This window comes from Methylobacterium sp. ARG-1 (genome assembly GCF_001262595.1).
Classification (GTDB): Bacteria; Pseudomonadota; Alphaproteobacteria; order Rhizobiales; family Beijerinckiaceae; genus Methylobacterium; species Methylobacterium brachiatum.
In genome coordinates, this window is the sequence record NZ_LHCD01000022.1 from 1 (window position 1) to 24,356 (window position 24,356).

At 69.5% G+C, this 24,356-nt stretch carries 33 protein-coding genes; 12 read left to right on the forward strand and 21 right to left on the reverse strand.

Annotation, left to right across the window (positions count from 1 at the left end; all coding sequences use genetic code 11):
• Window positions 1-59: 59 nt before the first annotated feature.
• Entirely contained in the window at window positions 60-815 is a 756-nt protein-coding gene (locus tag AKJ13_RS19145; protein WP_050734867.1) for a lysophospholipid acyltransferase family protein, read from the forward strand.
• Window positions 812-1,948: a glycosyltransferase family 2 protein gene (locus AKJ13_RS19150; protein WP_050734797.1), complete on the forward strand. Its 1,137-nt coding sequence runs from the start codon at window positions 812-814 to the stop codon at window positions 1,946-1,948. Before AKJ13_RS19145 ends, AKJ13_RS19150 begins: the two co-directional genes overlap by 4 nt.
• A gap of 69 nt (window positions 1,949-2,017) precedes the next feature.
• Here AKJ13_RS19150 and AKJ13_RS19155 read toward each other — a convergent pair whose 3' ends face one another.
• The 4 genes from AKJ13_RS19155 to cutA form a co-directional block, all read right to left on the reverse strand.
• Complete coding sequence (locus AKJ13_RS19155) at window positions 2,018-2,677, reverse strand: hypothetical protein (protein ID WP_244471659.1); 660 nt, start codon at window positions 2,675-2,677, stop codon at window positions 2,018-2,020.
• A 264-nt stretch (window positions 2,678-2,941) separates the two neighbouring features.
• Window positions 2,942-3,373, reverse strand: a complete 432-nt coding sequence (locus tag AKJ13_RS19160; protein ID WP_050734798.1) for a nuclear transport factor 2 family protein — start codon at window positions 3,371-3,373, stop codon at window positions 2,942-2,944.
• Between the two features lie 33 nt (window positions 3,374-3,406).
• Window positions 3,407-3,898: a lipocalin-like domain-containing protein gene (locus AKJ13_RS19165; RefSeq protein ID WP_050734799.1), complete on the reverse strand. Its 492-nt coding sequence runs from the start codon at window positions 3,896-3,898 to the stop codon at window positions 3,407-3,409.
• 187 nt (window positions 3,899-4,085) lie between these two features.
• On the reverse strand, window positions 4,086-4,439 hold the full coding sequence (gene cutA / locus AKJ13_RS19170; protein ID WP_050734800.1) for a divalent-cation tolerance protein CutA: 354 nt from the start codon (window positions 4,437-4,439) through the stop codon (window positions 4,086-4,088).
• Window positions 4,440-4,585: 146 nt separating this feature from the next.
• On the opposite strand from cutA, the gene AKJ13_RS19175 reads away from it, so the two are divergent.
• Both AKJ13_RS19175 and AKJ13_RS19180 read left to right on the forward strand, forming a co-directional pair.
• A complete protein-coding gene (locus AKJ13_RS19175; RefSeq protein WP_050734801.1) occupies window positions 4,586-5,353 on the forward strand; it encodes an NAD kinase in 768 nt (255 codons plus the stop codon).
• A 2-nt stretch (window positions 5,354-5,355) separates the two neighbouring features.
• Window positions 5,356-5,838 carry a GNAT family N-acetyltransferase gene (locus AKJ13_RS19180; protein WP_050734869.1) on the forward strand — a complete coding sequence of 161 codons (483 nt, stop codon included), beginning with the start codon at window positions 5,356-5,358 and terminating at the stop codon, window positions 5,836-5,838.
• A gap of 12 nt (window positions 5,839-5,850) precedes the next feature.
• Here the strand turns inward: AKJ13_RS19180 and AKJ13_RS19185 are convergent, their stop codons facing one another.
• The 6 genes from AKJ13_RS19185 to AKJ13_RS19210 all read right to left on the reverse strand — a co-directional run bounded on the left by AKJ13_RS19185 (window position 5,851) and on the right by AKJ13_RS19210 (window position 9,246).
• The gene (locus tag AKJ13_RS19185) at window positions 5,851-6,051 is read right to left on the reverse strand and encodes a hypothetical protein (protein WP_007568882.1); all 201 of its coding nucleotides are present in this window, start codon (window positions 6,049-6,051) and stop codon (window positions 5,851-5,853) included.
• A 224-nt stretch (window positions 6,052-6,275) separates the two neighbouring features.
• Window positions 6,276-6,644: a DUF6481 family protein gene (locus AKJ13_RS19190; protein WP_007568880.1), complete on the reverse strand. Its 369-nt coding sequence runs from the start codon at window positions 6,642-6,644 to the stop codon at window positions 6,276-6,278.
• Window positions 6,645-6,754: 110 nt separating this feature from the next.
• Window positions 6,755-6,964 carry a cold-shock protein gene (locus AKJ13_RS19195; protein ID WP_007568877.1) on the reverse strand — a complete coding sequence of 70 codons (210 nt, stop codon included), beginning with the start codon at window positions 6,962-6,964 and terminating at the stop codon, window positions 6,755-6,757.
• Between the two features lie 345 nt (window positions 6,965-7,309).
• Window positions 7,310-8,449: a beta-ketoacyl-ACP synthase gene (locus AKJ13_RS19200; protein WP_050734802.1), complete on the reverse strand. Its 1,140-nt coding sequence runs from the start codon at window positions 8,447-8,449 to the stop codon at window positions 7,310-7,312.
• The gene (locus AKJ13_RS19205; RefSeq protein WP_007568873.1) at window positions 8,446-8,913 is read right to left on the reverse strand and encodes a 3-hydroxyacyl-ACP dehydratase FabZ family protein; all 468 of its coding nucleotides are present in this window, start codon (window positions 8,911-8,913) and stop codon (window positions 8,446-8,448) included. Before AKJ13_RS19205 ends, AKJ13_RS19200 begins: the two co-directional genes overlap by 4 nt.
• Before the next feature lie 24 nt (window positions 8,914-8,937).
• The gene (locus AKJ13_RS19210) at window positions 8,938-9,246 is read right to left on the reverse strand and encodes an acyl carrier protein (protein ID WP_050734803.1); all 309 of its coding nucleotides are present in this window, start codon (window positions 9,244-9,246) and stop codon (window positions 8,938-8,940) included.
• 292 nt (window positions 9,247-9,538) lie between these two features.
• Here AKJ13_RS19210 and AKJ13_RS19215 point away from each other — a divergent pair, with 292 nt between their 5' ends.
• The gene (locus AKJ13_RS19215; protein ID WP_050734804.1) at window positions 9,539-10,651 is read left to right on the forward strand and encodes an AI-2E family transporter; all 1,113 of its coding nucleotides are present in this window, start codon (window positions 9,539-9,541) and stop codon (window positions 10,649-10,651) included.
• A gap of 6 nt (window positions 10,652-10,657) precedes the next feature.
• Here AKJ13_RS19215 and AKJ13_RS19220 read toward each other — a convergent pair whose 3' ends face one another.
• Window positions 10,658-11,161 (reverse strand): thermonuclease family protein, encoded by a 504-nt coding sequence (locus tag AKJ13_RS19220; RefSeq protein ID WP_050734870.1) that lies wholly within the window; start codon window positions 11,159-11,161, stop codon window positions 10,658-10,660.
• A gap of 389 nt (window positions 11,162-11,550) precedes the next feature.
• Window positions 11,551-12,231 (reverse strand): L,D-transpeptidase, encoded by a 681-nt coding sequence (locus AKJ13_RS19225; RefSeq protein WP_082317023.1) that lies wholly within the window; start codon window positions 12,229-12,231, stop codon window positions 11,551-11,553.
• 172 nt (window positions 12,232-12,403) lie between these two features.
• Between AKJ13_RS19225 and AKJ13_RS19230 the strand changes: the two genes are divergently transcribed.
• The gene (locus AKJ13_RS19230; RefSeq protein ID WP_050734806.1) at window positions 12,404-12,847 is read left to right on the forward strand and encodes a VOC family protein; all 444 of its coding nucleotides are present in this window, start codon (window positions 12,404-12,406) and stop codon (window positions 12,845-12,847) included.
• A 2-nt stretch (window positions 12,848-12,849) separates the two neighbouring features.
• Here AKJ13_RS19230 and AKJ13_RS19235 read toward each other — a convergent pair whose 3' ends face one another.
• Window positions 12,850-13,293: a Crp/Fnr family transcriptional regulator gene (locus AKJ13_RS19235; protein WP_007568861.1), complete on the reverse strand. Its 444-nt coding sequence runs from the start codon at window positions 13,291-13,293 to the stop codon at window positions 12,850-12,852.
• A 52-nt stretch (window positions 13,294-13,345) separates the two neighbouring features.
• Here AKJ13_RS19235 and AKJ13_RS19240 point away from each other — a divergent pair, with 52 nt between their 5' ends.
• Complete coding sequence (locus AKJ13_RS19240) at window positions 13,346-14,209, forward strand: SCO family protein (RefSeq protein WP_082317024.1); 864 nt, start codon at window positions 13,346-13,348, stop codon at window positions 14,207-14,209.
• A gap of 12 nt (window positions 14,210-14,221) precedes the next feature.
• Here the strand turns inward: AKJ13_RS19240 and AKJ13_RS19245 are convergent, their stop codons facing one another.
• The gene (locus AKJ13_RS19245; RefSeq protein WP_050734808.1) at window positions 14,222-14,428 is read right to left on the reverse strand and encodes a hypothetical protein; all 207 of its coding nucleotides are present in this window, start codon (window positions 14,426-14,428) and stop codon (window positions 14,222-14,224) included.
• A gap of 248 nt (window positions 14,429-14,676) precedes the next feature.
• Between AKJ13_RS19245 and AKJ13_RS19250 the strand changes: the two genes are divergently transcribed.
• Window positions 14,677-14,865, forward strand: a complete 189-nt coding sequence (locus AKJ13_RS19250) for a KGG domain-containing protein (RefSeq protein WP_007568857.1) — start codon at window positions 14,677-14,679, stop codon at window positions 14,863-14,865.
• Window positions 14,866-15,015: 150 nt separating this feature from the next.
• Here AKJ13_RS19250 and AKJ13_RS19255 read toward each other — a convergent pair whose 3' ends face one another.
• The 3 genes from AKJ13_RS19255 to AKJ13_RS19260 all read right to left on the reverse strand — a co-directional run bounded on the left by AKJ13_RS19255 (window position 15,016) and on the right by AKJ13_RS19260 (window position 16,621).
• On the reverse strand, window positions 15,016-15,390 hold the full coding sequence (locus AKJ13_RS19255) for a hypothetical protein (protein WP_050734809.1): 375 nt from the start codon (window positions 15,388-15,390) through the stop codon (window positions 15,016-15,018).
• Window positions 15,391-15,403: 13 nt separating this feature from the next.
• Window positions 15,404-15,532 (reverse strand): hypothetical protein, encoded by a 129-nt coding sequence (locus tag AKJ13_RS33130; RefSeq protein WP_280137119.1) that lies wholly within the window; start codon window positions 15,530-15,532, stop codon window positions 15,404-15,406.
• Between the two features lie 285 nt (window positions 15,533-15,817).
• Window positions 15,818-16,621, reverse strand: coding sequence for a response regulator (locus AKJ13_RS19260; RefSeq protein WP_007568855.1), 804 nt, complete (start codon window positions 16,619-16,621; stop codon window positions 15,818-15,820).
• Window positions 16,622-16,854: 233 nt separating this feature from the next.
• Here AKJ13_RS19260 and AKJ13_RS19265 point away from each other — a divergent pair, with 233 nt between their 5' ends.
• On the forward strand, window positions 16,855-17,142 hold the full coding sequence (locus AKJ13_RS19265; RefSeq protein WP_050734810.1) for a NepR family anti-sigma factor: 288 nt from the start codon (window positions 16,855-16,857) through the stop codon (window positions 17,140-17,142).
• Between the two features lie 122 nt (window positions 17,143-17,264).
• On the opposite strand, the gene AKJ13_RS30015 is transcribed toward AKJ13_RS19265, so the two are convergent.
• Entirely contained in the window at window positions 17,265-17,441 is a 177-nt protein-coding gene (locus AKJ13_RS30015; protein ID WP_007568853.1) for a DUF1328 domain-containing protein, read from the reverse strand.
• A gap of 571 nt (window positions 17,442-18,012) precedes the next feature.
• Here AKJ13_RS30015 and AKJ13_RS19270 point away from each other — a divergent pair.
• Entirely contained in the window at window positions 18,013-18,933 is a 921-nt protein-coding gene (locus AKJ13_RS19270) for an MBL fold metallo-hydrolase (RefSeq protein ID WP_050734871.1), read from the forward strand.
• An 11-nt stretch (window positions 18,934-18,944) separates the two neighbouring features.
• Here AKJ13_RS19270 and AKJ13_RS19275 read toward each other — a convergent pair whose 3' ends face one another.
• Both AKJ13_RS19275 and AKJ13_RS19280 read right to left on the reverse strand, forming a co-directional pair.
• Window positions 18,945-19,724 carry a DUF1499 domain-containing protein gene (locus AKJ13_RS19275; RefSeq protein ID WP_050734811.1) on the reverse strand — a complete coding sequence of 260 codons (780 nt, stop codon included), beginning with the start codon at window positions 19,722-19,724 and terminating at the stop codon, window positions 18,945-18,947.
• A 65-nt stretch (window positions 19,725-19,789) separates the two neighbouring features.
• A complete protein-coding gene (locus tag AKJ13_RS19280; protein WP_244471660.1) occupies window positions 19,790-21,595 on the reverse strand; it encodes an AsmA family protein in 1,806 nt (601 codons plus the stop codon).
• A 311-nt stretch (window positions 21,596-21,906) separates the two neighbouring features.
• Here AKJ13_RS19280 and AKJ13_RS19285 point away from each other — a divergent pair, with 311 nt between their 5' ends.
• Both AKJ13_RS19285 and AKJ13_RS19290 read left to right on the forward strand, forming a co-directional pair.
• Entirely contained in the window at window positions 21,907-22,647 is a 741-nt protein-coding gene (locus AKJ13_RS19285; protein ID WP_050734812.1) for a CoA transferase subunit A, read from the forward strand.
• A 21-nt stretch (window positions 22,648-22,668) separates the two neighbouring features.
• On the forward strand, window positions 22,669-23,331 hold the full coding sequence (locus AKJ13_RS19290; RefSeq protein WP_050734813.1) for a CoA transferase subunit B: 663 nt from the start codon (window positions 22,669-22,671) through the stop codon (window positions 23,329-23,331).
• A 260-nt stretch (window positions 23,332-23,591) separates the two neighbouring features.
• Here the strand turns inward: AKJ13_RS19290 and AKJ13_RS19295 are convergent, their stop codons facing one another.
• Window positions 23,592-24,278 (reverse strand): hypothetical protein, encoded by a 687-nt coding sequence (locus AKJ13_RS19295; protein WP_050734814.1) that lies wholly within the window; start codon window positions 24,276-24,278, stop codon window positions 23,592-23,594.
• Window positions 24,279-24,356: the final 78 nt, after the last annotated feature.

Sequence of the window (24,356 nt, forward strand, 5' to 3'; positions counted from 1 at the left end):
AGCGGCGCCGTCCGCCCCCCGATCTCCTGCAACCAGTCTTGCCCCTGATCCGCCGCTTCATGGAGGCGTGGTTCGAGCGCTACCTGCATCGGCACCTCGACGCCCTGCGCCTGCCGCAGTGGAGCGCGCCGCCATCCCAGGATCATGCCGGCCCGCTGGTGATCTACTGCAACCACCCTGCCTGGTGGGACGCCGCGGTGATCATCGTGCTGTCAGGCCGGCTCTACCCGCACCGCGAGAACCGGGCCCCGTTCGACGCCGCCATGCTGACGCGCTACCGGGTGTTCGAGCGGATCGGCGCCTTCGGGGTCGATCTCGACAGCCCAAGGGGCGCCGCCCAGTTCCTGTCCGCCGCCCGGGCGATCCTGACGCGCTCCGGCACGGCCCTCTGGATCACCGCGCAGGGCCGCTTCGTGGACGTCCGGGTCCGGCCCCTCGGCCTCCGCCCGGGCGTGGCCCGGCTCGCCGAGATCGCCCCCGACGCGCTGTTCGTGCCGCTCGCCCTCGAATATGCCTTCTGGGACGAGCGCGGGGCCGAGGCCTTCGCGGCCTTCGGGCCCGGGATTCCGGGTGCCGAACTGGCGGCCCTGCCGCGGGCGGACCGGCTCGCCCGCCTGGAGGGCGACCTGACCGCGACCCTCGACCGCTTGAGCGCCGACGTGGTCAGCCGCGAGCCGGAGCGCTTCCGGGCCCTGGTCGCCGGCCGCAAGGGCGTCGGCGGCGTCTACGATCTCTGGCGGCGCCTGTCCGCGCGGCTGGCCGGGCGCCGCTTCGATCCGGCCCACCGGGCCGGCGACGGGCAGCCCGGGCGATGAGCGAGCCGATCCTCACGGCGCTGGCCCTCCTCTGCCTGCTCACCGCCGCCCTGCCGGCAATCCTGACGGCGGTGAACCTGTTCGCCCTGCGCCGGCCCGCTCCGGAGGCCGATCCTGGCCTCGTCTCGATCCTGATCCCGGCGCGCAACGAGGCGGGCAACATTGCCGGGACCGTGCGGGCCGCCCTTGCCAGCACCGCCGTGCCCGTGGAGGTGATCGTCGGCGACGACCATTCCATGGACGGCACCGCCGAAATCGTGCGCGGCCTCGGCGACCCGCGCCTGCGCGTCGTCCCGGTGCCGCCGCTGCCCGAGGGCTGGACCGGCAAGAACCACGCCTGCGCCCACATTGCCGGGCTCGCCGAGGGCCGCTACCTGCTGTTCATCGATGCCGATGTCCGCCTGGAGCCCGAGGCCGCGGCGTCGCTCGTGGCGCAGGCCCGGCGCGCGGATGCGGCGCTGGTCAGCGGCGTGCCCCGGCAGCGCACCGGGACGCTCGGCGAGATGCTCACCGTGCCGATGATCGACTTCCTGCTGGTCGGCTTCCTGCCGGTGCCGCTGATGCGCCGCCGCCCCGATCCGGCGCTGGGCGCCGCCTGCGGGCAGCTCATCCTGTTCGAGCGCGCGGCCTACGTGGCGATCGGCGGCCACGGCGCGATCCGCGGCTTCCTGCACGATGGCGTGCGCCTGCCCCGGCTCCTGCGCGCGGCGGGCTACCGCACCGACCTCGTGGCTGGGGCGGGTCTCGCGACCTGCCGGATGTATCGGGGTTTTTCGGAGGCGTGGGCGGGCTTCTCCAAGAACGCGCACGAGGGCATGGCGACGCCCCGCGCCCTGCCGGTCTGGACCGTGCTCCTCGGCTGCGGCCAGGTCCTGCCGCCGCTGCTGGTGCTGGCCGGCCTGTTCGGCCTGATGCCGCCCATGGCTCTGGTGGCGTCCGTGGCGGCCTGCGCGCTGTCGCTGGCGAGCCGGACGGCGATCACCGTCGCGGTGCGGGCGCCGCTGGCGACGATCCCGCTCCACCCGGCGGCCGTGCTGGTGGCGCTCGCGATCCAGTGGAACGTGCTGCTGCGGGGCGGCCGCGCCGGCGCGGCTACCTGGAAGGGCCGCACCTATCCGGTCAGGGGCGCCTGAAGTTTCTTCGAAGATCCGGCGAAGCATGTCCGCCGGATGACTCTCGCACGCGTCGAGCGGGCCCGGCCCTCACCGCGCGGTCGGCTGGCACGGATCGGTGGAGCGCTTGCCCGTGCGGGGCTTCAGCGACACGATCAGCTGGACGTTCGGCACGTCGCCGACCTGGCGGGTGAGGTGCCCGACATGGCCCTCCGGACCCTGCGGGGTTGCTCCGGTATCGGCGTTGAACTCGACCTCGCCCGGCCCCTGCTCGAGTACGGAGCCGTCCGTCGCCTCCACCGACCAGCGCCCCGACAGGGTGATCACCCATTGCGGGCCGGGGGCGGTGTGCCAGGTGCCGACATAGCCGACCGGCAGGATCGCGTACTTGATCGAGGCCACATCCCCCGGCGGGAAGCCGACATACTGGGGTGCCGCCGGCGGTGCGTAGCTCTTAAAGAGGAAGTTCTTCAGGTCGCAATACTGGACGTGGCTCTGGCCCTTGGCGTCGGCGTAGAGGGTGCCGTAGCGCAGCGCCGGCGGGTTGGCTGCGGTCAGGCCCGCCGGGCCCGACGGGGCCGGCTCGATGGTCATCAACGGCTCGCTCGCCTTGCCGCCGGCCGCCAGAACGGCCGTCCCGCCCGCGCCGGACGCCAGCAGCACCCACGCGATGCGCCTGGCGATCTTGAATGCCTTCATGGTCTCGACGTCCTCGAACCGATGGCGCCGAAACAGCGCCAGCGCGCTCATAGTCGTTCGGAGACAGGTCCACAACGCATTGAACTATAAATCCAGACACTATGCTTTGAACTACATCGAAAATAGGTAATCTATCATCAAAGCGATCGTATGATCCACGATTTGTTTTCGGATGCGCCGGAACGACAACGATTTTTCTTCCCGTCGGTCGGTCTCTCGACACCGCGCGGGTCTATCCACATGTTGTTGGCCCGCGTTCCACCCCGCGGCGCGGGATCGTCAGGGCGCGTCCGTCGCCCGGGGCGCCGAACGATCTCAATTCCACGTGTGAAGCACCGTCCGCCAGCCGTCCGGCTGGCGTTCGAGCACGTTCACCCAATTGCCCTCGAAGGTCTTCCGGGCGCCGCCATCCCCGGGACCGGTCATCTGCCAGCGCCCCGAAACGATGAGCAGCTTGTCCTTGGCGACGGCGGTCTTCACCGTCGTCTTGTGGTCGTCCCAGCCCTTGGCCTTGAGTCCGGAGAAGAACTTCGGGATGCCGTCGCGGGTCTGCGTCCCGCCCTTGGTCACCACGAGGGCGTCGGGCGCGTAGAGCTTGCCCAGCGTATCCATGTCGTCGCGGTTATAGGCCTCGTCCCACTTGGTCGCCGCGCTCTGGGCATCGGCTTCCAGGGCCTCCGCACGGCACAGATCAGGCATGAGGGCGGCCGCGAAAACCAGCGCCGACAGACCATACATTCGGGGCATGTCGTCCTCCCTGTTGAGCCGTAGATCGAAAAATCAGGGGTACTTTTCCCAGATCAGCGTGATGACGCTCAGCTTTCCGTCGACGTTGAACTTGAACGGCGTGGTCGTGTAGATCAGTTGCCGTCCCTTCTGCTCGACGTGCCGGACCTGAGAGGTCCCCGTCCAGGCCTCGTTCCAGGACGTGTCGATGATGTGGGTGACGCGGTCGGCGTCGAATTTGTACGTCCCCGCATAGGCGAAGAAGGTCTTGTGCAGGTGGATCCTGTCCGCGTCGGACATCGTGTCGTTGGCGGCGGGACGCGCGCGTCCTTCGAAGGCGCAGACGACCATCATCCGCCCGTCGCGCCCGTAGGTGATCCAGCCATTGGGCTTAGGCCCGCCATAGGCGTCGATGACCTCGCCGGTCTCGACGATCTTCCGCGTGGCGGAGACGAGGCGCCAGGTTCCGACCACCGCGTCGGCTTCCAGGGCTTGCGCAGCCGGGAGGCCGAATCCGATCGCAAGGATTGCAATCAATCCTCTCATCGCGCGCCACCGCAAGTCACGGTGCCGTATTCGATTCACGGCACTCGGGAAATTCACCATCGAATTTTGATGAAGTCAATTGTCACCGGAGTCGATTTGCGAACACACCGCAGCGCTCCGCAATGAATGCCTCCAAAGGCTGTATTCGCGACCGCCCAGGCATCGTCGTAGGGCAGTATCGCGGCGATCAGGATGACGGCGGCGCCGCGAGGGTCGCGTCGGCTGGCTGCGTCTCCGCCAGGATCCAGGCCGCCGTGTCGGCGTCGGCCCCGGCGACCGGGAGATGCAGGATGATCGGCGCCTCGTAGGGGTGGCGCGCCTTCAGGGCGGCCGAGAGGAGGTCGGCCAGGCCCTCGCGGCTCTTGAGGATCGCGGCGACCTCCTCCCCACGCTCAACCGCCCCCTTCCAGCTGTAGACCGACTGCATCCCGGGCAGGACGTTGATGCAGGCGATCAAGCGCTCGCGGACCAGGGCCTCGCCGATATTCAGCGCGGAGGCGGCATCGGGAAAGGTGGTGTAGACGAGGAGCGGACGCTCCATGCTATGCCTCCGGGATCGCGCATGTGCCCGGCGAGTCAGACGCATGCGGGGCACCGACGTCAACCGGGCGGTTCGCTCATCAGATTGGAGCCGTGACGTGACCCCCGACGGGACCTCGACGCGCCTGCCAGGCACCGCCTGACGCCATGCCGATATTCAAGAAGATCGCATTCGTGGCGAGTCCGACCGGCTACGCCCGGGAAGCCGCCGCCGCCCTGATGCGGCGCTACGATCACGTCCCACCGGAAGAGGCGGATGTCGTCGTCGCGCTGGGCGGCGACGGGCTGATGCTGCAGGTGCTGCACCGGTTCATGGATCACCCGAAGCCGATCTACGGGATGAACCGTGGCACAGTCGGCTTCCTGATGAACGAATTCCGGGACGACGACCTGCTGGTGCATCTGGAGGCGGCCCAGCGCAGCGTCATCCACCCGCTGGTGATGGATGTGGTCGATACCGAGGGCCGCAGCCACCGGGCCCGGGCGATCAACGAGGTTTACCTGCTGCGCCAGACGCATCAGACCGCCAAGCTCAAGATCGCCGTGGACGGGCATGTCCGGCTGGACCTGCTGATCGCCGACGGGGTGCTGGTCGCCACGGCGGCCGGCTCCACCGCCTACAACCTCTCGGTGGGTGGACCGATCCTGCCGCTCGACGCGAAGCTGCTGGCGCTGACCCCGATCTCGGCCTTCCGCCCCCGGCGCTGGCGCGGCGCCCTGCTCCCGGACTACGCCAAGATCCGGATCGACGTGCTCGACGCCCCGCACCGTCCCGTGGCGGCGGTGGCCGACCACACCGAGTTCCGCCGGGTCTGCACGGTGGAGACCTCGCTGGACCGCGCCACCGAGCTCGTCCTGCTGCACGATCCCGGGCACAGCCTCGACGAGCGCATCCTGCGGGAGCAGTTCGGGTGAGCCTGGAGATTCGGCCGGCAAGGGCGTCCGACCACCCGGCGATCGCCCGGATCATTTTGCCGACCATCCGGGCCGGCGAGACCTACACGCTCGATCCCGGGCTCAGCGAGGCGGACGCCGTTGCCTACTGGACCGGTGCGGACCGCGAGACCTTCGTGGCGGGACAGGATGGGGTGGTGCTCGGCACCTATTATCTGCGCGCCAATCAGGCTGGTGGCGGCGCCCATGTCGCCAATTGCGGCTTCATGACCGGCGCGGCCGCAGCGGGGTGCGGCATCGGCCGGGCCATGGGCGAGCACGCCCTCGATCGGGCGCGCGAGCGCGGCTTCTCGGCGATGCAGTTCAATTTCGTGGTTTCGAGCAACCAGCGCGCTGTGAAGCTCTGGCGGAGCCTCGGCTTCGCGGAGGTCGGCCGGCTCCCGGGGGCCTTCCGGCATCCGGGTCTCGGCTTCGTCGACGCCCTGGTGATGTTCAGGACGCTCTGAGATGCGGCTCGTTCAGAGGGAGCTGACCGCGACCAGCTCGCTCTCGCGGATCGCACGCTCGCCGGCTTCCGTCCGGATCCGGTAGGAGCGCTCGCCGGTCTGATCCTCCGGCATCAGGCGCAGGATCTCGAAGACCTCGCCGCCGCCCTTGTCGCCGGGAAGTCCAAGCTGCACCCGGCAGACGCGCTGGCCGATCTTGAATTTGTGGGTCATGCCAGGGCTCCTGGGGCGTGGTTTCGAAGGGGCGGCGCCTCCGGGGCAACGTCCGACCGCGAGGCGGCCGGAGACGGCTCCGAATCGATGTTCTGGGGCGCCCGCTCGCGCCGAACCAGGCTTTGGTTCGGCCGCAAACGTCCTAGAGCACCTCACAAAACTCCCGGTTCCCGGGAGCTCTCCCTTCGCACGCGACGGTGCGGCGGGAGTTTTATGAGAGGCTCTTAGCGCCGCTTCTGCGCCTTGGCCTTGCGAGCGAGGTAGCGCGCATCGCGCTGGAGCTTCTGCTCGGCCTGGAGGGCCTTGGCACGCTCCTGGGCAGCGAGCTGCTCGGCGAGCTTGCGCTCGGCCTCGGCCTGACGCTCGGCCTCGGCCTGGGCGGCGGCACGAGCGAGTTCCGCCTCGCGCTGGGCGGCACGCTCAGCCGCGCGGGCCTCGCGGGCATCGACCACGGCGCGGCGCGCGGATTGACGGGCGAGGACGGCCGGATCATCGGCAGTCGGGCGAGCCCGGAAGCGGGCCAGCATCTCGGACCGCGCCTTGGCAGCGGCCTCCAGTCGATCGACGACACCTTGCTTATTCGGAAAGCTCACAGACACTCCTGTGTTGGGCGCGGCGGGCCGCCGTCGTCCCGAAATCGAATGTAGATACGAAGAAGCCGCTCCCTCGAGAGCGGCTTCGACAATGGCCGTCGGTTCGGCGATCAGACCGTCTGGAGCTGGCCAGCGGATTCCTTGCCGCTGCGGCGGTCGGTTTCCAGCTCGTAGGAGACCTTCTGGCCCTCGTTCAGGCCACGCAGGCCGGCGCGCTCGACAGCCGAGACGTGGACGAACACGTCCTTGCCGCCGTCATCCGGCTGGATGAAGCCGTAGCCCTTGGTCTCGTTGAACCACTTGACGGTTCCGGTGCTCATGGAATTCCTCGATCTTCGCAGGCGTAGTGAGAGATAGCAGCCGCTCGGAAAGCGGATACCGGTATCGACCGATAGCGATAGGAAAGTCAGAACCGCCCTGCGAAGGCGTAACGGTCCAAGATATCCGGACACGTGCCGATAAAACTGGGATAGACCTTCATTGACGCATTGGCAAGTCCGAAGAAATATTTCGACGGATTCCAAGATCGACGCAGCGCCGGCTTTATCCCGGACAGTAGAAGCGCGACGGGCTGGGAAGTTGCGCGTCGTCAGACAGATAGCCGGGCCCCTGCAAAACCGGATGAGCTCGCGGCGTCCTGCCGCCAGCCCGGTCCCGGATGCCGGTCAGGCCTGAACCAGACGCAGCACGCCTTCGCCGCGGCGATGGCCGATCGTCGTCACCGCCACCTCGCGGGCCGATCCGGCGGCGACGAGGCCGGCCGCGAGTGCGGCTCCGAACGGGGCGACGACCTCGAGCCCATGTCCGATCACGTCGCCGAGCGCCCGGATCCGCGCCGCCGGCGCGAGCCGCCTCAGCGTCCCGTGCTCCTCCGCGGTGATCGGCGCGACCCCGGTGGCCCCGGACAGGACGCGATCCGGTGCCGAGAGCCCGGCCTGCGGCCAGAGGGTTTCGAGGCTACCGGCGATGCTCCCGGGGGCGCGCCGCGTGCGATCGCTTGCCACCCGGTCCAGCCGGGCGAGCGCCCGGGCCCCACGGGCGGCCGCGTGGTCCTCGGATTCCAGCATCAGGAAGGCCGCGCAGCTCCCGAGGATGAAGCCGGCGTCCCCATCGCCCGGTCCGCCGCGCTCGAATACGGGGCGATAGGGCGATCGGGCGAGGTAGCCGCCCATCTCGTGGATCACGAGCACGTCCGGACGCTCGGCGCTGTAGGAACCGCCGACCAGGATCGCGTCGATCTGGCCCGACGCGACGCGCGCCTGCGCGATCCGCAGCGCATCCACGCCGGACGATTCCTCGCCCATGAAGGTCCGCGAGGCGCCCGTGACCCCGTGCACGATGGCGATGTTGCCGGCGAGCAGGTTCGAGAGCTGGGCCAGGAACAGCGTCGGCCGCAGGTCGTTCTGCAGGCGCTCGTTCAGGTAGGCGCCCGGATCGGCCGCATCGCGCAAGCCCGTCAGGATCGCACCGTCCACCGCATAGTCGCGCTCGCCGCCGCCCGCCGCGACCACGAGGTGGAGCGCCTGCTTGAGGGCGGCGTCGTCCTTCACGCCGGCGGAGTCGAGGGCGAGGCCCGCGGCGTAGACGCCGAGCCGCTGCCAGGCCTCCATCTGGCGCTGATCGCTGCGCTTCGGGATCTGCCCATCCCAGGCGATCGGCGGCGCCGGATGCACGCAATAGGGCGCGAAGGTCTCGGTGTCGGTCCGGGGCGCCGCGTCGGCGTCGAGGGCCGCGAGATGCGCCGCGATCCCCTCCCCCGCGCAGGAGACGAGGCCGAGGCCGGTGACGAGGACCGGGCGGGTCATGGCTGCACCGGATCCGGGAACAGGCCGATGGTCCGGGCGCGCTCGCGCATCGGCGCGTCGAGCCCGTCCGGGAACGGCATGGTGCGGAAGCGCAGCTCGGCGTCGCAGAGCGGCTTGCCGGCATGGCTGATCGCGGCCTTGGTCACCGCGTAGCCCGAGCCGTCATGCTCCAGCGTGGCGGTGACGACCAGCTCCGCGCCGGGCCCAACGAAGGACCGGAACCGGGCCTTGTCGACCCCGGTGAGGAAGGGCATCCGGGTGAAGTCGAGATGGGCGAGCACGAGGTAGCCGGAGGCCTGCGCCATGGTCTCGGTCAGGAGCACGCCGGGCACCAGCGGGTGACCGGGGAAGTGCCCTTCGAAGACGGGGCTCTCCAGCGGCACCCGGGCGAGCGCCTCGATCCGGCCGGCGGCCCGGTCGAGGTGCCGCACGGCATCGATCATCTCGAAATATTCGAGGCGCATGGGGGTGCGTCGGTCTCTAGCGCGTCAGACCTTTGCGGCCTTCTCGGCCACCAGGGCGTCGATGCGCGCGCACAGGTTCTTCAAGACGAAATACTGCTCGGCCGGGACCTTGCCCTCGTTGACCTCCTGGGTCCAGCGCTCGAGCGGCAGCTTGATCCCGAAGGCCTTGTCGACCGCGAAGGCGATGTCGAGGAAGGCCAGGCTGTCGATGCCGAGGTCGTCGATGGCGTGGCTCTCCGGGGTGATCTTGTCCCGCGGGATGTCGGCGGTCTCGGCAATGATGTCGGCCACGCGCTCGAAGGTGGCGCTGCCGTGGGCGGGCTCGTCGGACATGTCTTCTCGCGGGCTGTTCGATTTCCGGATCGGTCGGGCGGGGAGCCCCCTCGATGCCGGGCGACCCGGCGCTCACGCCCCGCGCGGCCACCAATACGCGTACGGGGCCCGCGCTGCGGGCCCGTCGGACGGCCGCGACCTCTACACGAGGGGGTTGGAGGCGGCAACCGCGACGGTTCCCGGCGCGTTGCAGCGCTGGTTCGCGGTCATGAACGGACTTCTTCGCAGCGACGCGATCTCTTGCGCCCTTGCGCGGACGCGCCCTTCGCGCGGCCTTCAGGAGACGAAACGGATGTTACCCACGGCCCATTCCGTCCCGCCTCCGACTCATCTCGGTCCCCCACCCCCGCCGGAGCGGGCGCGCTCGCAGGGTGCGGCCCGGGTCGTGCTCGTCCTGGCACTCTCCGCGCTCGGCCTGTGGATCCTTCACGGCTTCCTGCCGGCCCTGGCCTGGGCGGTGGTGCTGGCGATCGCCCTGTGGCCGCTCTACGCCCGCCTGGAACGGCGCTTCCCGCCGGGTCGGCACAACCTGCTGCTACCGACGCTGATGACCGCCGCGGTGGCCCTGGTCTTCCTCGCCCCCCTGGCGATTCTCGGCGTCCAGGCGGCCCGCGAAGCCCATGACGTCGCAGAGTTCGTGCGCAACGCCGAAGCGAACGGTGTCCCGGCCCCCGAATTCCTCCAGCACCTGCCCTACGGGGCCGCCCAGGCCACCGCATGGTGGAATGACAATCTCGGGCACGCCCAGGCCGGTTCCGAGTTGCTGCACCGGTTCGAGAACCACTCGGTGGTGGGCGCCTCGCGCAACTTCGGCCGCGAGGTGTTGCACCGGATCGTCCTGTTCGGCTTCAGCCTGGTGGCCCTGTTCTTCCTGTTCCGCGACTGGCGGACGGTGACGGAGCAGGCCCGGGTCGCCTGCGACCGGCTGTTCGGCCCCCGGGGCGAGCGCGTAGCGCGGCAGATGGTAGCCTCGGTGCACGGCACCGTCGACGGGCTCGTCCTCGTCGGCCTCGGCGAGGGCTTCATCCTCGGGGTGGTCTACTATTTCGCCGGCGTGCCGCACCCGGTGCTGCTCGGAGCCTTCACGGCGGTCGCCGCCATGATCCCCTTCGGCGCGGCGCTCGCCATCGCGATCGCGGCCCTGCTGCTGGTCGCGGCGGGGTCGGTGAAGGCGGCGATCATCGTGGCGGTGGCCGGCTTCGTCGTCACCTTCGTGGCCGACCACTTCGTCCGGCCGGCCCTGATCGGCGGCACCACGAAGCTGCCGTTCCTGTGGGTGCTACTCGGCATCCTCGGGGGCGTCGAGACCTTCGGTCTGCTGGGCCTGTTCGTCGGCCCGGCCGTGATGGCGGCCCTGGTCCTACTCTGGCGGGAATTCACCGAGGGCCGCGACAAGACGGTGTGAGTGGGCCTAGTCGGCCGCGCTCGCCCCGGCCGAGGCCTCCATGCGGCGGCGGTCCTGGCGCCAATCGGCCGGCTTCTCGAAGGTCCCGGCCCAGAGACCGCGACGCGTCGCCCAGGCCTGGCCCTCCTGGCGGGTATAGGCGGGCATCACCTGGCGGCTGGCGAGCGCGTAGCCCTTCGCCACCATCCAGGCCGACAGATCCTCGCCATGCGCGAGGCAGAGGCCGGCCATGCCGCTCGCGGCCGTACCTTCGCGACGCTCGCAGGTGACGACGGCGCCGCCGATATGGGCGCTCAGCGCCTGCGCGGCCTCGCGGCCGCAGCGGTAGTCCTGCCCGGTTACGGTCTGGCAGCTCTGGGCCGTCTCAGGCGCGTCGATCCCGTAGAGGTTGATACGGGTGCCGTGCACCTCGATCGTGTCGCCGTCGATCACCGTCGCCGGCCCGCTGATCGTCCCGGCCGCAGCGGCGGGGCTACAGAGGAGAAGCAGGGCGAGCATCAATCTTGTCATCAGAAAGCTGTCCACGAAGAGGCGGCAGAACGTGTCAGGAGCGCGCAGGATCGGCTGCCATTGTGGCGTTTTTGCCAGCTAAGCTATGCGCCTGGGGAGGCCCGGGGCGTCCCGTCGAACCCGATGCGCCCGCGAAACCGACGCCTGCAGGCTCACCCGAGGGTGGTGCCGATAGGTTGCGAAAGCGTTCCCGGCCGATGCGCTGCGACACGGTGCCTGGCAGAAGCGTGCAGCGCGGCACGGATAGCCGCAACGTCGGGCTTTCGGCAGCGGACGCTGCGCATCGTCGCGTGCCCGATAGCTGCAACTTGCCGCCGGGATCGCGCGGGTTCGGGAAATGACGGCGGAGCCGGCGCTGTCCGAAGCGCAGACCCCGCGATGATCGGGCGTCAGACCCGGTACTTGCCGTTGCGCTTGACCAGCACCCGGGCGCCCACCGGCACGCGCTCGTACAGGTCGGCGATGTCCTCGTTGAGCATCCGGACGCAGCCGGACGACATCTGCTCGCCGATGCTCCAGGGCTCGTTGGTGCCGTGGATGCGGAACAGGATGTCGCGGTTGCCCTGGTACAGGTAGAGGGCGCGGGCACCGAGCGGGTTGTCGACCCCGCCCTTGCGGGTCCGCGGCAGGTCGGGGTTGAGCGAGACCATCGTGACGGTCGGGCTCCAATCCGGCCAGACACCCTTGCGACCGACCCGCGCCTCGCCCTTCCAGGAGAAGCCGGCCTTGCCGACGCCGACGCCGTACTGCATCGCGGTGCCGTCCGCCTGGACCAGGAGAAGCTGGCGCTGGTCGATATCGACCAGGATCGTCCCGGGCTTCTCCGGGCCGTTGTAGCTGACCTGCTGGCGGCGGTACTTCGGATCGAGCTTCGACGTGTCGACCAGGGGAATGTCGTAGGGCTTGTCGGGCTTCGTCCCGATGTACCAGGCCGCTTCATCGTCCTGCGCGAGCTGGGCCTGGCGTGTCTGGCAGGCCGCCAGCGGCGCGATCGCCACCACGGCGAGCAGAATTCGCGAGAGCAGGAACCGGCGAATTCGGCTCCAGGCCGATGGGCGTGTTGCGATCATGGGTCCTGACATGCGGGATACGGTCCTGGACCCTATGCCTACCGTCTCCCCGTCGGTGGCGATGTAGCTTTTGCGCCGCAGCGGCGCGCGAGTGCCCGCTGCCGCGGCCACGGTTGCGCCCTAATTGATAATACGGGACCGGGGGCTCGCCCGGCCCGCGCGGAGGTGAGTCATGGCCGAGACGGAGACGCTTGCGACCGACGCGCCGGTTGCGCCCGAGGTGCCGCTGCGCCCGGCGATCCACCTCGATCACTGCGTGATCCACGTCACCGACTGGGCGCAGTCCAACGCCTTCTACCGTGATGTGGTCGGGGCCGAGGTGATCGCGCGCGGGGACGGCTTTGCCTACCGGTTCGGCGGCGTTCAGCTCAATTGCCACGGCCCCGGTGTGAAGGCGGAGCCGGTGGCAGCCAAGCCGGTGCTGCCGGGAAACAGCGACCTGTGCTTTCGTTGGTCCGGCCCGATCGAGGACGCGATGGCGCATCTCGAAGCTGCGGGGGTGGCCGTGGAACTCGGCCCGGTCGAGCGGAACGGCGCCGCGGGGGCCGGACTCAGCGTCTACTTTCGCGATCCGGACGGCTCGCTGCTCGAATTCATCACCTATCCGACCGCGTGAGGTCAGCCCCGGCTCTCGGCCAGCGCCTGGTTCGTCTGCTCGAGCCGCAACGCAAGCACCCGCATCAGCGCGATGCTGATCTGCGGGAACTGCGCCAGCAGTTCCAGGAAGACGCCGCGATCGATGCGGAGCGCCGTCACGGCCGATTCCGCCGTCACGGTGGCGGAGCGGGGCTGGTCGGCCAGGATGCCCATCTCGCCGACCAAGGCGTCCTGTCCGAGCAATGCGAGCCTGACCGGGCCGGCCGGGCCGTCGATGCTCACCTCGGCACTGCCCTTGAGGATCACGTAGGCTGCATCCGCCACGTCGCCCCGGGCGAAGAAGCGTTGCCCCGGCTCGAAATGCACGCGCTCGCTCGTGAAGGCCAGAAGCTTCAGGCGCGCCGGCTCCACCTCGCGGAACAGCGGAACCTGCCTTAAAGAGGAAACCTCGGTATCGAGGGTCATTCGCGGGCTCCGCGAGGGGTTTCACGCCCTCGCGGGCATGGATGGTCTTCAGGTGGCCGCACCGGCCCACACATCCATGCGGTTCGTCAAGCGCTTGTCCAGTCCCAGCCCCGGCGCAGACCGAGCCGTCCGCAGCCTGATCGCCGCCCTGCTCACGATCCTGGGCGGGCTTCTGGTCGGTCCGGTGCCGGTCTGCGCCCGGCTGGTCCAGGCCGATCTGGCCCGCGTCGCGGTCGCTCCCCTGCCGGATGCCCGGGTCCCCTGGGAGCTGGCCGTTACGGACGCACGGACTGGGCGGGCGACGACGCTGGGTCAGTCCCTCGGTGGGCGCGTCGCCCTGTTGCTGCCGGTGGATTATACCTGCGGCAACGTCTGCGACCCGATGGTGTCGATGGCGGCGGACGCCTTGGCGGCCACCGGCCTCGCCGCGGAGGACTACGCATTCGTGCTGGTCGGCATCGATCCGCGGGACGATGCCGCGGCGGCAAGACGCATGCTCGCGGAGACGTTGGGCGAGCGCGCGGCCGGCATCCGCCCCCTGCTCGTCTCTGATGCCGCCCTCGCGGCCTTGACCGGCGCCCTGGGCTACAGCGCGGTCTACGATGCCGGGACGGACAGTTTCGCTCATCCCGCGGCCGCCATGCTGCTTGCCGGTGACGGCCGGGTCGCCCGCGTGCTGTCGCCGCTGGCGCTGACCGGGCGGGATCTTCGCCTCGCCCTGACGGAGGCCGGCGAGGGCCGGGTCGGAAGCCTGGCCGATCGCCTGACGCTGCTCTGCTACGGCTACGATGCCGCACGCGGCCTCTACACACCCCTCGTGCAGCGGATCCTGACGGTAGCCGGGATCGCGACGATCCTGGGGATCGGTCTGCTGATCGTCGGCCTGACCCGCCGGACGCGCCTGCACGCCGGCTGAGGCCGAGCCGGCTCAGCGCTTCGTCGACAGGCCCTGCTCGCCGGGACCGGGGGCCGGACGCTTGAGGCTGGCATTCAGGTGTGGCGAGTCGACCGGTTCCTCGCGCGTCGTCGGCGTCGGGGAATCCTCGGGGGCGGGCATCGGCGGCAGCGGAGGCGTGTTCGGTTCGACGCTCGGCGCCGACCCAGGCCCGGTCTTAACCATGTCGCGGTTCGTCATCACCCAAAACCCTTTTTCCCGACCTGCATCGCAGATCCCCGCGGGCGCCCTTCGAGAGAAGGCCGGCCCGAGGCAACGCGCCTGAGGCGCCCGTGGCGGTGCGCGCAGATCAATCCCGGATCAACGCCGCACACAGACGGCGGTTGCTGCCAAGCTTAGCTTTGCCAAACTTGGCCAGGTCTCGTCACAGGAACCTTGGTTATTGCTGAAGGTTGTTGCGGGGTGAAGCGAAGCCTGAGGAGGAACTGATGGCATCCGGGAATTCAACCTCGAAGCGGGGCTTTGCCTCGATGGACCTGTCGCGGCAGCGCGAGATCGCCAGCAAGGGCGGACGCAGCGTGCCGGCCGAGAAGCGCTCCTTCTCGCAGGACCGCGAGTTGGCCTCTTCGGCGGGCCGCAAGGGTGGACAATCGACCGGGACTGGCCGCGCCGAGTGACGCACCAGAACCATCGCGTTGCGTAACGGCGCCGTGTCCTCAGACCGGCGCCGTCCTCGTTTCCAGAGCCGTTTCAGACAACCGCCCCAAAGCACAAGGCCCCGCCGGACTGGCGGGGCCTTGTGCTTTGAGCCGAACAGGCTTTCGGGATCAGGAGATGCAGCGGCCCGGGGTCATGCGGCGCGCCTCGGGACCGACCAGGGAGCTGAGTGCGGTCTCGCAGCCCTCTCGGACCAAGCGGCGCGGCTGCACCGGCGGCTTGAGGATCGGCCGGATCCCGATTTCCTGGCCCTCTTCCGCGACCGGGACCGGGCGGCTCTCGGTGCGCTGGACGCCGGCGACGCGGGTCGGGCTCAGCGCCAGGGAGGCCGGACGCATCCCCGGCAGCGATGCGGGCGCGGACGCCCTCGCGGCGATGACGGGCGGCGACCAATTGTCGGCCGTCTCACGAACCACCGGCTGCAGGAGCACGGTCAGAAGAGCCGCGGGAGCACTCACGCCCAGAATGAAACCAGACCGCAGCATTGCCCCGACCTCATCACGAGAGCTTGACAGGATGTTCGAACAACGCGGCCTGCAATCGCAGGTTCCACAACAGTCCCGTTCCTGTGATCACTGAGTATTCGTCAACGGGCGGGCTGTTGGTGCGGCGGCGCACCCCGGTCATCCACAACCATCCCCTGTGCTGAAAATGGCACGCTCGCGCAAAAAGCGCATTTTCCGGAACATCCCGAGGCCGCGCTCGTTACATCGAGACCCGGCCACCTGGTCCTCCCCGCATTCCCCTTGTGCATCGGCCGGAACCTTTTCGACGGGCTGGAGCCATCTCCAGCCCGTTTTTTTGCGCGCGTTCGTGCCGAGAACGGCGCAACAAAAAACCCCGGCTCGCGCCGGGGTTTTTGGAGCTCGATGAGTCGGTCCGGAGCGGCCAGCCGCTCCGATGCCCGCAGGATCAGGCGGTCTTGGCTTCCCGGCGACGCGCGGTCTGCTGGAAGAACAGGGCCTGGCTGATCACCGCCGACACATTCGCCGGCTGGAACGGCTTGGCGATGAGGAAGGCCGGCTCGGGGCGCTCGCCCGTGAGGAACCGCTCCGGATAGGCGGTGATGAAGATCACCGGCACCTCGAAGGTCTTCAGCAGGTCGTTCACCGCGTCGAGACCCGAGGAGCCGTCGGCCAGCTGGATGTCGGCCAGGATCAGACCCGGGCGCTTGCCCTCGCTGGCGATCTTGATCGCCTCGGTCCGGGTGCGGGCGACACCGATGACGTTGTGGCCGAGGCCCTCGACCAGCGCCTCGAGATCCATGGCGATCAGCGGCTCGTCCTCGATGATGAGGATTTCGGTGGCCATGTCGGCGGCGAGCTCGCGGCCGGCCTCGTCCACCAGGTCACGGACCTCGGAGACATCGACGGCCAGGATGATGGCTGCGTCTTCCTCCGAGAAGCCTTCGAGGCAGGACAGCAGGAAGGCCTGCCGCGGCAGCGGGGTGATCTGGCCGAGGCGGACTTCAGCCGGCAAATCGTGCTGGACCTGCTCGCTGCGCCCGTTCACCGACAGGGAGTTCCAGATCCGGGTGAAGACCCGGAACAGGTCCGCCTTGATGTTGGTGCTGCGGCCGAGCGTATCCGGCTCGTTGACGAGGGTTTCCAGGGTGGCGGCGACATAGGCGTCGCCCGCCACTTGGCTCCCCGTGAGCGCCCGCGCGTAGCGGCGCAGGTACGGCAGGTGCTGTACCACGAGTTGCGATGTCGACATTCGATCCCCTGTGCCTCGCCGTGTTGCCCGGCCGCGATGCCTCGGTGCTCGACCAAGGTCGTGCCGGGGCCGGCTTGTATCCTGCGCAGCCTACCGCCCAACGCGGAGGCTCGCACTCCGTTCCGCCCTCAGCGGAACCGATCCGGCGGGCGGGCGTTGCAGCCGCAGCCATGGCGTATGTCGAGCCGCAGTACAATGCGGCCCAGCGGACTTCGGCAATAAGGGGCGTGTGAATGGCTGACCACGGCAAGGATGCGGACCTCCGCGCCGGAGATCCGTATGCTGGAACCGCTTCAGCCCCCCCGGCCCAATCCCCGATCATTGCATCGGGCGATCCCGCGGATGCCGCCCCCGTGTCGGGAGACCGGTCCGGCGGCCGCGGCGCCTTGAGCGATCATACCCGCAATCGCCTCGCCGCGCAGTTGCGCGCGATGTACGACAGTGTGGCGCTCCAACCGGTGCCCGATCGCTTCGCCGAACTGATCGCCAAACTCGATGGCGGAGATCACGAGAAGGCGTAAGGGGCGGCCGACGGTCTCTAGGCTTCTGAAAAGCCCCGGAGACGGAAAAGCCGCCGTGGATGACGGCGGCTCTCCCCAATTCGGTCCACAGCCTGGCGCTAGCGCCAGTGGTTACGACCGCTTTACAGAGTTGGCGAGCGGCCACGCATCAGGCCGACGACGGCCGAGATCGCGAACAGGACAATCGCAACGAAGAACACGAGCTTGGCTGCTTCCATGGCGGTCCCGGCAATACCACCGAAGCCGAGCAGAGCAGCGACCAGAGCGACGACGAGGAAGGTTACGGCCCAACCGAGCATTGTGCGGATCCTTTAAAAGTACCGGCGCGGGTGGCCGCGTCGTTCTGGACTCGAAAACGCCAAGGTTTCGCTCTGGTTCCGCGCACTTGACAATGGAGGCGGCATTCGTCTCGCTCGCGGATCTGCCCGCGACGTTGCGTGACGGAACGGGAGCCTGACGGTAGCGTTCGATGATAGGTCATTAGGTCCGAACCGGGATCCGCGATGCTGCAAGCTGCAAAGAGAGCCGTTCGATCCAAGGTCGCTGCCCTGGCGGCGCGCGTGACGGAGATCGTCGATGGGGCTGCCGACGCGGCGCGGGCGGCGGCCCTTGGCCTCGGCGTCATGCCGGCCCCCGTGCCGGTGCCTGTCCGCGTCCGCGCCGGTCGGTCTCATCGGGCCGGTTGATTCGCGGCGCAACGCGCGACGCGGGGGCTGATCGCGCCCGGTTGTGTCTCAGCCCACACCTCTGTGACGATGGGCTGAGTCCCGAGACGGCGGCGCTTTCAACGGAGCTGTCTCAGGGTCGGACCCGTTTGCACCGCGGTCGGACGCGGCTTTAGAACCGCCCCCGGACAGGGACGGGGTGGTGATGGCGGGTGAGGACGAGAGCAAGCCGACCTTCGATCGGTCGCTGCCCGAGAGCGGGCAGATGGAGCAGGTGGCACCGCTGATCCGGCGGCGAATCGCTCCGAATGGCGGGCCGTTCACGGCGACCGGCACGTGTACCTATGTGGTCGGCCGCGGGCGCGTCGCCATCATCGACCCCGGCCCGGACGAATCCACCCATATCGATGCGTTGCTCGCAGACCTCGGCGGCGAACAGGTCGAGGTCATCGTGGTGACCCACACGCACCGGGACCATTCGCCCGGGGCGCGGATCCTGGCGGCCCGGACCGGTGCGTCGATCGTCGGTTGCGGCCCGCATCGGGCAGCCCGGGCCCTCGCAGAGGGCGAGGCCCCGATGTTGGACGCCAGTTCCGACCGGGCCCACACCCCGGCGCGCGTGATGGCGGAGGGCGAGACCGTCTCGGGTCCGGGCTGGACGCTCGTGGCGGTCGAAACACCCGGCCATACGATGAACCACCTCGCCTTCGCGTTGCCGGAGGGCGAGGCGCTGTTCTCGGGCGACCACGTGATGGCCTGGAACACGACGATCGTCGCCCCCCCGGACGGCGAGATGCGGGCCTACATGGCCTCGCTCGAAAAGCTGCGCGGGCGCAGCGAAACGATCTATTGGCCGGGACATGGCGGCCCGGTCCGCGAGCCCGCGCGCCTCGTCCGCTGCCTCCTCGGCCATCGCCGTCAGCGGGAGGCGGCGATCCGCGCCCGGCTGGCTGCCGGGGATTCACACATTCCGGAGGTCGTTGCGGCGATCTACCAGGGGCTCGACCCGCGGTTGCGGAGTGCCGCCGCCCTGTCGGTCTTCGCCCATCTGGAAGATCTCGTCGGGCGCGGGCTCGTGGCCTGCGATGGGCCGCCGCGTCTCGACAGCGCCTACGCCCCGGCCTGACCGGCGCTCGCCTACTTCACCGCCAGCGCGAGGTTGGCGACGTCGTCGAGATAGGCCCGGATGCGGTCGGCATTGCTGCCGAAATCCCGGCCACCGATCCGCGAGGCCGAGCGCACGTCGATCCGGGCGCCATCGGCCCGGGGACGGATCCGCACGGTCACGTCGTCGGGCAGATTGAGGATGAGGCCGCGGGCCACGGCTTCGATCCGGCCATTGCCGGTGCGTCCCCCCGGACGGATCGCCTCGACGATCTGCCAATGCCGGTTAAGCGCCGCCTTGCGCGCCAGCTCGAACGCCTCGTCGGCGCCGATATCGAGGGTGAGGGGCGCGATCTGCGGATAGGCGCCGCGCTGGCGCTCGCGGATCGCGGGACCCGGATCCGGCGGGTAGCGCCCGCCCCGCGCCGCAAAGGCGGCCCGCGAGCGCGAGAAGGCCGGCGGGTTGTCGATATCGGTGGTGATGTCCGAAAGGGCCGGCAGACGTAGGCCGCGCAAGCCGAGATAGGCCGGGTAGCCCAGCAGGAGGAGCGCCAGAAGCAATCCGGCCAGCGCCGCTCCCAGACCCCGCGCGCCCTCGCGCCAGACATGCACGAACGCGAAAACGGCCGCGACCGCCGCCGCCAGGGCGACGCAGAGCCCGGCCGCGAGCGCGACCAGCGCCGCGTCGGTATCCGCGCGCGGGTCGCGGACCACGATCAGAGCGAGGCCGGTGGCGGTGATGGCGAACACCGCGAGCTGCCGCGACAGCGGCCCGGCGCGGGTGATCGGTTCCTCGAGTGGCAGGCGGCGCATGGGGGTCACGAACAGGTTTGAAGCCGGAGCTTAAAAGCGGGCACGATCGGACGCCATCACCGGCGTCACGGCGCGTAGGCGCGGGCGTTGCCGCTCAGCCCGAGCGCAGCGGGAACCTTGAACGGGTCTGGCAGCATCGCCTCGCCCTGGGGCACGACCTGCGCGGTCGGCGCATCCCATGGACCCGAGACCTCGAACAGGAGCCCGCGGGACGGGTCGGCCGCCGCGCGCAGCGCCAGATCGCCCCGAGCCTCGATCCGCCGCGTCGGCAGCGAGACCCGACCTTGCAGGCTGGCCCCGACACTCGGCCCCCGCAGGCCTGATTCGGCAAATTCACCGACCCCGTCGGCGAAGCGCAGCGTGATCGCGGCGCGCTCGAAGGCGGTCCGGCCATTGCGGCGCGCGAGTGCTCCGGCGGGGACGACGCCGTTGCGGTGAACGAGCTCTGCCAAGTCGAGACCCGAGATCGCACCGCCGTCGACCGAGAGCGTCGCGCGACCGCCGAGATGGGCGAGCAGGCCGGCGCTGTCACGGGCGCTGCCCTCAAGGGAGAACTGCCCCTGCAGCGGCCCGCTCATCCACCGCCCGGTCCCGATCTCGCCCAGCAGGGTACTGAGATCGACCCGATCGAGGCTGCCCTGCATCCGCACCTCAGTCTCGGCTGGGTCCGCACCGCTCGCCAGGGTGACGCGCCCCTTGAGCGTGCCGTCCTGAAGGCGCGCCCGGTTCACCGCCACTTCCACGGCAGCATCCCGAACGAGGATGCTGGCGGCCAGGTCCTGGACCTGAACCACTCCGACCCGGCCCTCGGCCGCCGACAGGCGCAGATCGAGATCGCCCTTGGTCAGTGGCGCCAGCGCCAGGGGCGTCGGCTCGGCCTCGAACAGCTTGACCAGATCGCCCATCAGCGGCGCCAGGTTGAGGGTCTCGGCCGCCAGGGTCGCCTGGACCGAAAGGCGCTGCGGGGTGCCCGGACCGAGGGCCACGGCACCCGCCCCCTCCAGAACGTCGTCGCCGAGGCCGACACGCAGACTCGGCCAGGACACGGATTTCTCCGACGTCTCGAAACGTCCGTCGAGCGAGAAGGCGCCGGCGAGCGATGCGAGCGGTGCGTCGCGCCCGAGCCAGGCCAGGGTTTCGGGGAGCGCGCGGCTCTCGAACCGGGCTCGCCCGGCGAGGACCGGCATTGCGCCTCCATCCAGCGGAGGTCCCGCCGTCCCGTCGAGCGCGAGGCTGCCATCCGGCCAAGTCACCCAAGCCGTGAACGGTGTGCGCAGCCCCTGTGCGATGTAGGCCGGCAGTAGATGGGTCAGCGCCACCCGCATCGGCACGCCCCGCCAGGTCAGGCTGGCACGGACCTCGGCGGTCGCGCTCCAGAACGGCCAGGCGAGGTCGATTGCGATATCCCGCGCATCCTCGCCCCCGTCGATGCGGGCCCCGCTCAGGGCGATCCAGCGCGGGCGCTGCGTCAGACCCGAGCGCATCCGGCCGGTCAGCTGCGTGAGCGGCTCGCGCCAGGCGGCGGCATCTGCGGACAGGCGTGCGTCCTCGAGCCGGAGCCCGCCCAGATCCGCCCGCCCGACCAGCAAGCCGAGCGGATCGAGGGCGATCGTCAAGCGCCCAGCGTCCGCAAGGGTCGGCCCGGTGGGTCCGGCGGCAATGCGCACCTGGCCGAGGGTCAGGCGCGGCAGGGGCAGGAGGCGGAGTTGAGCGGTCCCGTGCGTGGTCAGCGCGAGTCCGTAATCGTCCAGCGCATGGGCCGCAAAACGCGTCGCCCGGCGGCCATCGACCGACCAGTCCTGAAGGCCGAGGCCCGCGAGGATGAGGCCCGCGAGGGCGAGAGCGAGGATTGGGCGGCGCGGCGACATCATGCTCCGGATGGGCGAGCCGCAGATGCGGCCGAAGGCCGGGTGCGGCGCCAGCCCCCTCAAGCCGTCGCGGCCCGGTAGGGTCTGCTCGTCGAAGTCATCTCATAGCGCGCTCAGGCCGCCTTGTCTGCGGGGCTCCGGCGCTGCGGTCGGGCTCTCCCCAGGGCGGCGCGGGTTACGGATCGCCCCGGACACCATGTGAGCCGGGGATCGCGGTACTGGATTTCGGTCGCGGAATCGGGGACAGCAAGCCCGAGGAAACGCGCTTCCCAAGATTTCGGCCGGGCCAGACCGGGCGGGAAAAGGACGGTTCGATGAAGAAGGTCTACACGGATCCCACCGCGGCCTTGGCCGGCCTGCTGCGCGACGACATGATGGTAATGTGCGGCGGCTTCGGCCTCTGCGGCATCCCCGACGAGCTGATCGAGGCGGTGCGCGCTTCGGGGGTCAAGGGCCTGACCATCGTCTCGAACAATGCCGGCATCGACGGCGTCGGCCTGGGCAAGCTCCTGGACACGCGACAGGTGCGCAAGATGATCTCGTCCTATGTCGGCGAGAACAAGGAGTTCGCCCGGCAATATCTTGGAGGCGAGCTGGAGATCGAGTTCAACCCGCAGGGGACGCTCGCCGAGCGCATCCGCGCGGGCGGCGCCGGCATTCCGGCCTTTTTCACCAAGACCGGCGTCGGCACCAAGGTCGCCGAGGGCAAGGAGGTGCGGGAGTTCGACGGCGAGCCATACGTGATGGAGCGCGGTCTGTTCGCCGACCTCGCGATCGTGCACGCCCATACCGGCGATACCGAGGGCAACCTCCGCTACCGGATGACCGCCCGCAACTTCAACCCGATGATGGCGACGGCCGCCACGATGACGGTGGCGCAGGTCGAGCATCTCGTGCAGCCGGGCGAGATCGACCCGGACACGATCCACACGCCCGGGATCTTCGTGAAGCGGATCATCGAGGTCGGCGTGCGCGAGAAGCGGATCGAGCAGCGCACCACGCGCAAGCGCTCCGAGACCACGCCGGCGGCCGCCGCCGGCGGCGGCACGCACTGATCGAGGGAAGGGAGTAGAACGATGGCCTGGACCCGCGAGCAGATGGCGGCGCGCGCCGCCAAGGAGCTGGAAGACGGCTTCTACGTGAACCTCGGTATCGGCATCCCGACGCTGGTGTCGAACTACATCCCCGAGGGCATGTCGGTGCAGCTCCAATCCGAGAACGGCATGCTCGGCATGGGCCCCTTCCCGTACGAGGGCGAGGAGGACCCGGACCTGATCAACGCCGGCAAGCAGACGATCACGGCCCTGCCGACGACCAGCTACTTCTCCTCGGCGGATTCCTTCGGGATGATCCGGGGCGGGCATATCAACCTGTCGATCCTGGGGGCGATGCAGGTGGCCGGAAACGGCGACCTCGCCAACTGGATGATCCCCGGCAAGATGGTGAAGGGGATGGGCGGCGCGATGGACCTCGTCGCCGGCGTGAAGCGCGTCATCGTCGTGATGGAGCACGTCGCCAAGAACAAGGACGGCACCGAGAGCCCCAAGCTGCTCAAGGCCTGCGACCTGCCGCTGACCGGAACCCGGGTGGTCGATCTCGTGATCACCGATCTCGGCGTCTTCGAGATCGACAAGAAGGGCGACGGCGGCATGACGCTGATCGAGCTCGCCGACGGCGTCTCCGAGGAGGAGATCCGCAAGAAGACCGAGGCGGATTTTTCGGTGGCCCTGAAGGGCTGATACGCGAAGGCCCGGCGTGCGCTCGCCGGGCATCGTCCTTAGGGCCCCCACCCACGCCCTCATCCTGAGGTGCTGCGGAGCAGCCTCGAAGGAGGGCTTCAGGGATCGCGGCGGGTGCTAGAAGGCTCCTTCCAGGCCTCCGCTGCGCTCCGGCACCTCAGGATGAGGGCGCGGGTGGAATGTTCGGCGCTCTGTTGGAGCCATCCTCCGCAGAGCATTTCGGCCCGCCCGACGCATTCCGTCACGCGGGCCGTTTCGTCTTACATCGGCGGGGTGAGACCATCCTTGCCGACCGCCACGAGCTTGCCCTCGGCCTTGGCGCCGTCCTTGGCGACGACGGCGAAGACTTTGGAGCCGGGGGCCAGGATCGTCTTATCGGCCGGCTCGAAGGCGACGATCGGCGCCGAGGACGGCACCACGATCTCCTTGGACCCGTCCTTGCCGTAGCTCACCGTCAGGGTGCGGGCGCCGCCGGCGGCACTCGCATCGGCCTTCACGGTGCCGTTGGTCATCGCGCTCTTCACCTTGGGGGCGTTGGCGGCTTCGGCCTTCACGGTGCCGTTGGTCATGGCACTCTTCACCTTGGAGCCGGCGCCGCCGGTCTGGTCGGTGATCGTGTCCCAGCCGTAATGGCCCTCCCCGGTGCCGCGCATCGACTCGGGGAAGAGCACGACTTCGAGGGCGGTCATCGGGTTCTCGCCCTTGGTGGCGGTGCCGATGAAGACGCCGTCCTTGATCTGGTCGAGGGTCGACGGAACCACCCAGGCGAATTTGGCGCCGCCGACATCGACGGTCTCGGACTTGCCGTCCTCGGTCTTGATCGTAAGCGTGCTGCCCTCGGCCTTGTCGATCGTGCCGCGGACGCGCTCGACCTGCGCGGCGTAGGCTGCGCTCGACAGCAGCGCTGTCAGTCCGGCGGCGGCGAGGGTCTTGCTGAGATGCTTCATGGGGCTCCGGTCCTGCTTCGGGAGCCGGGTTATGGGGCGCCGCGGGCGCGAAACAAGGTTGTGCGCAAGACAATTCCG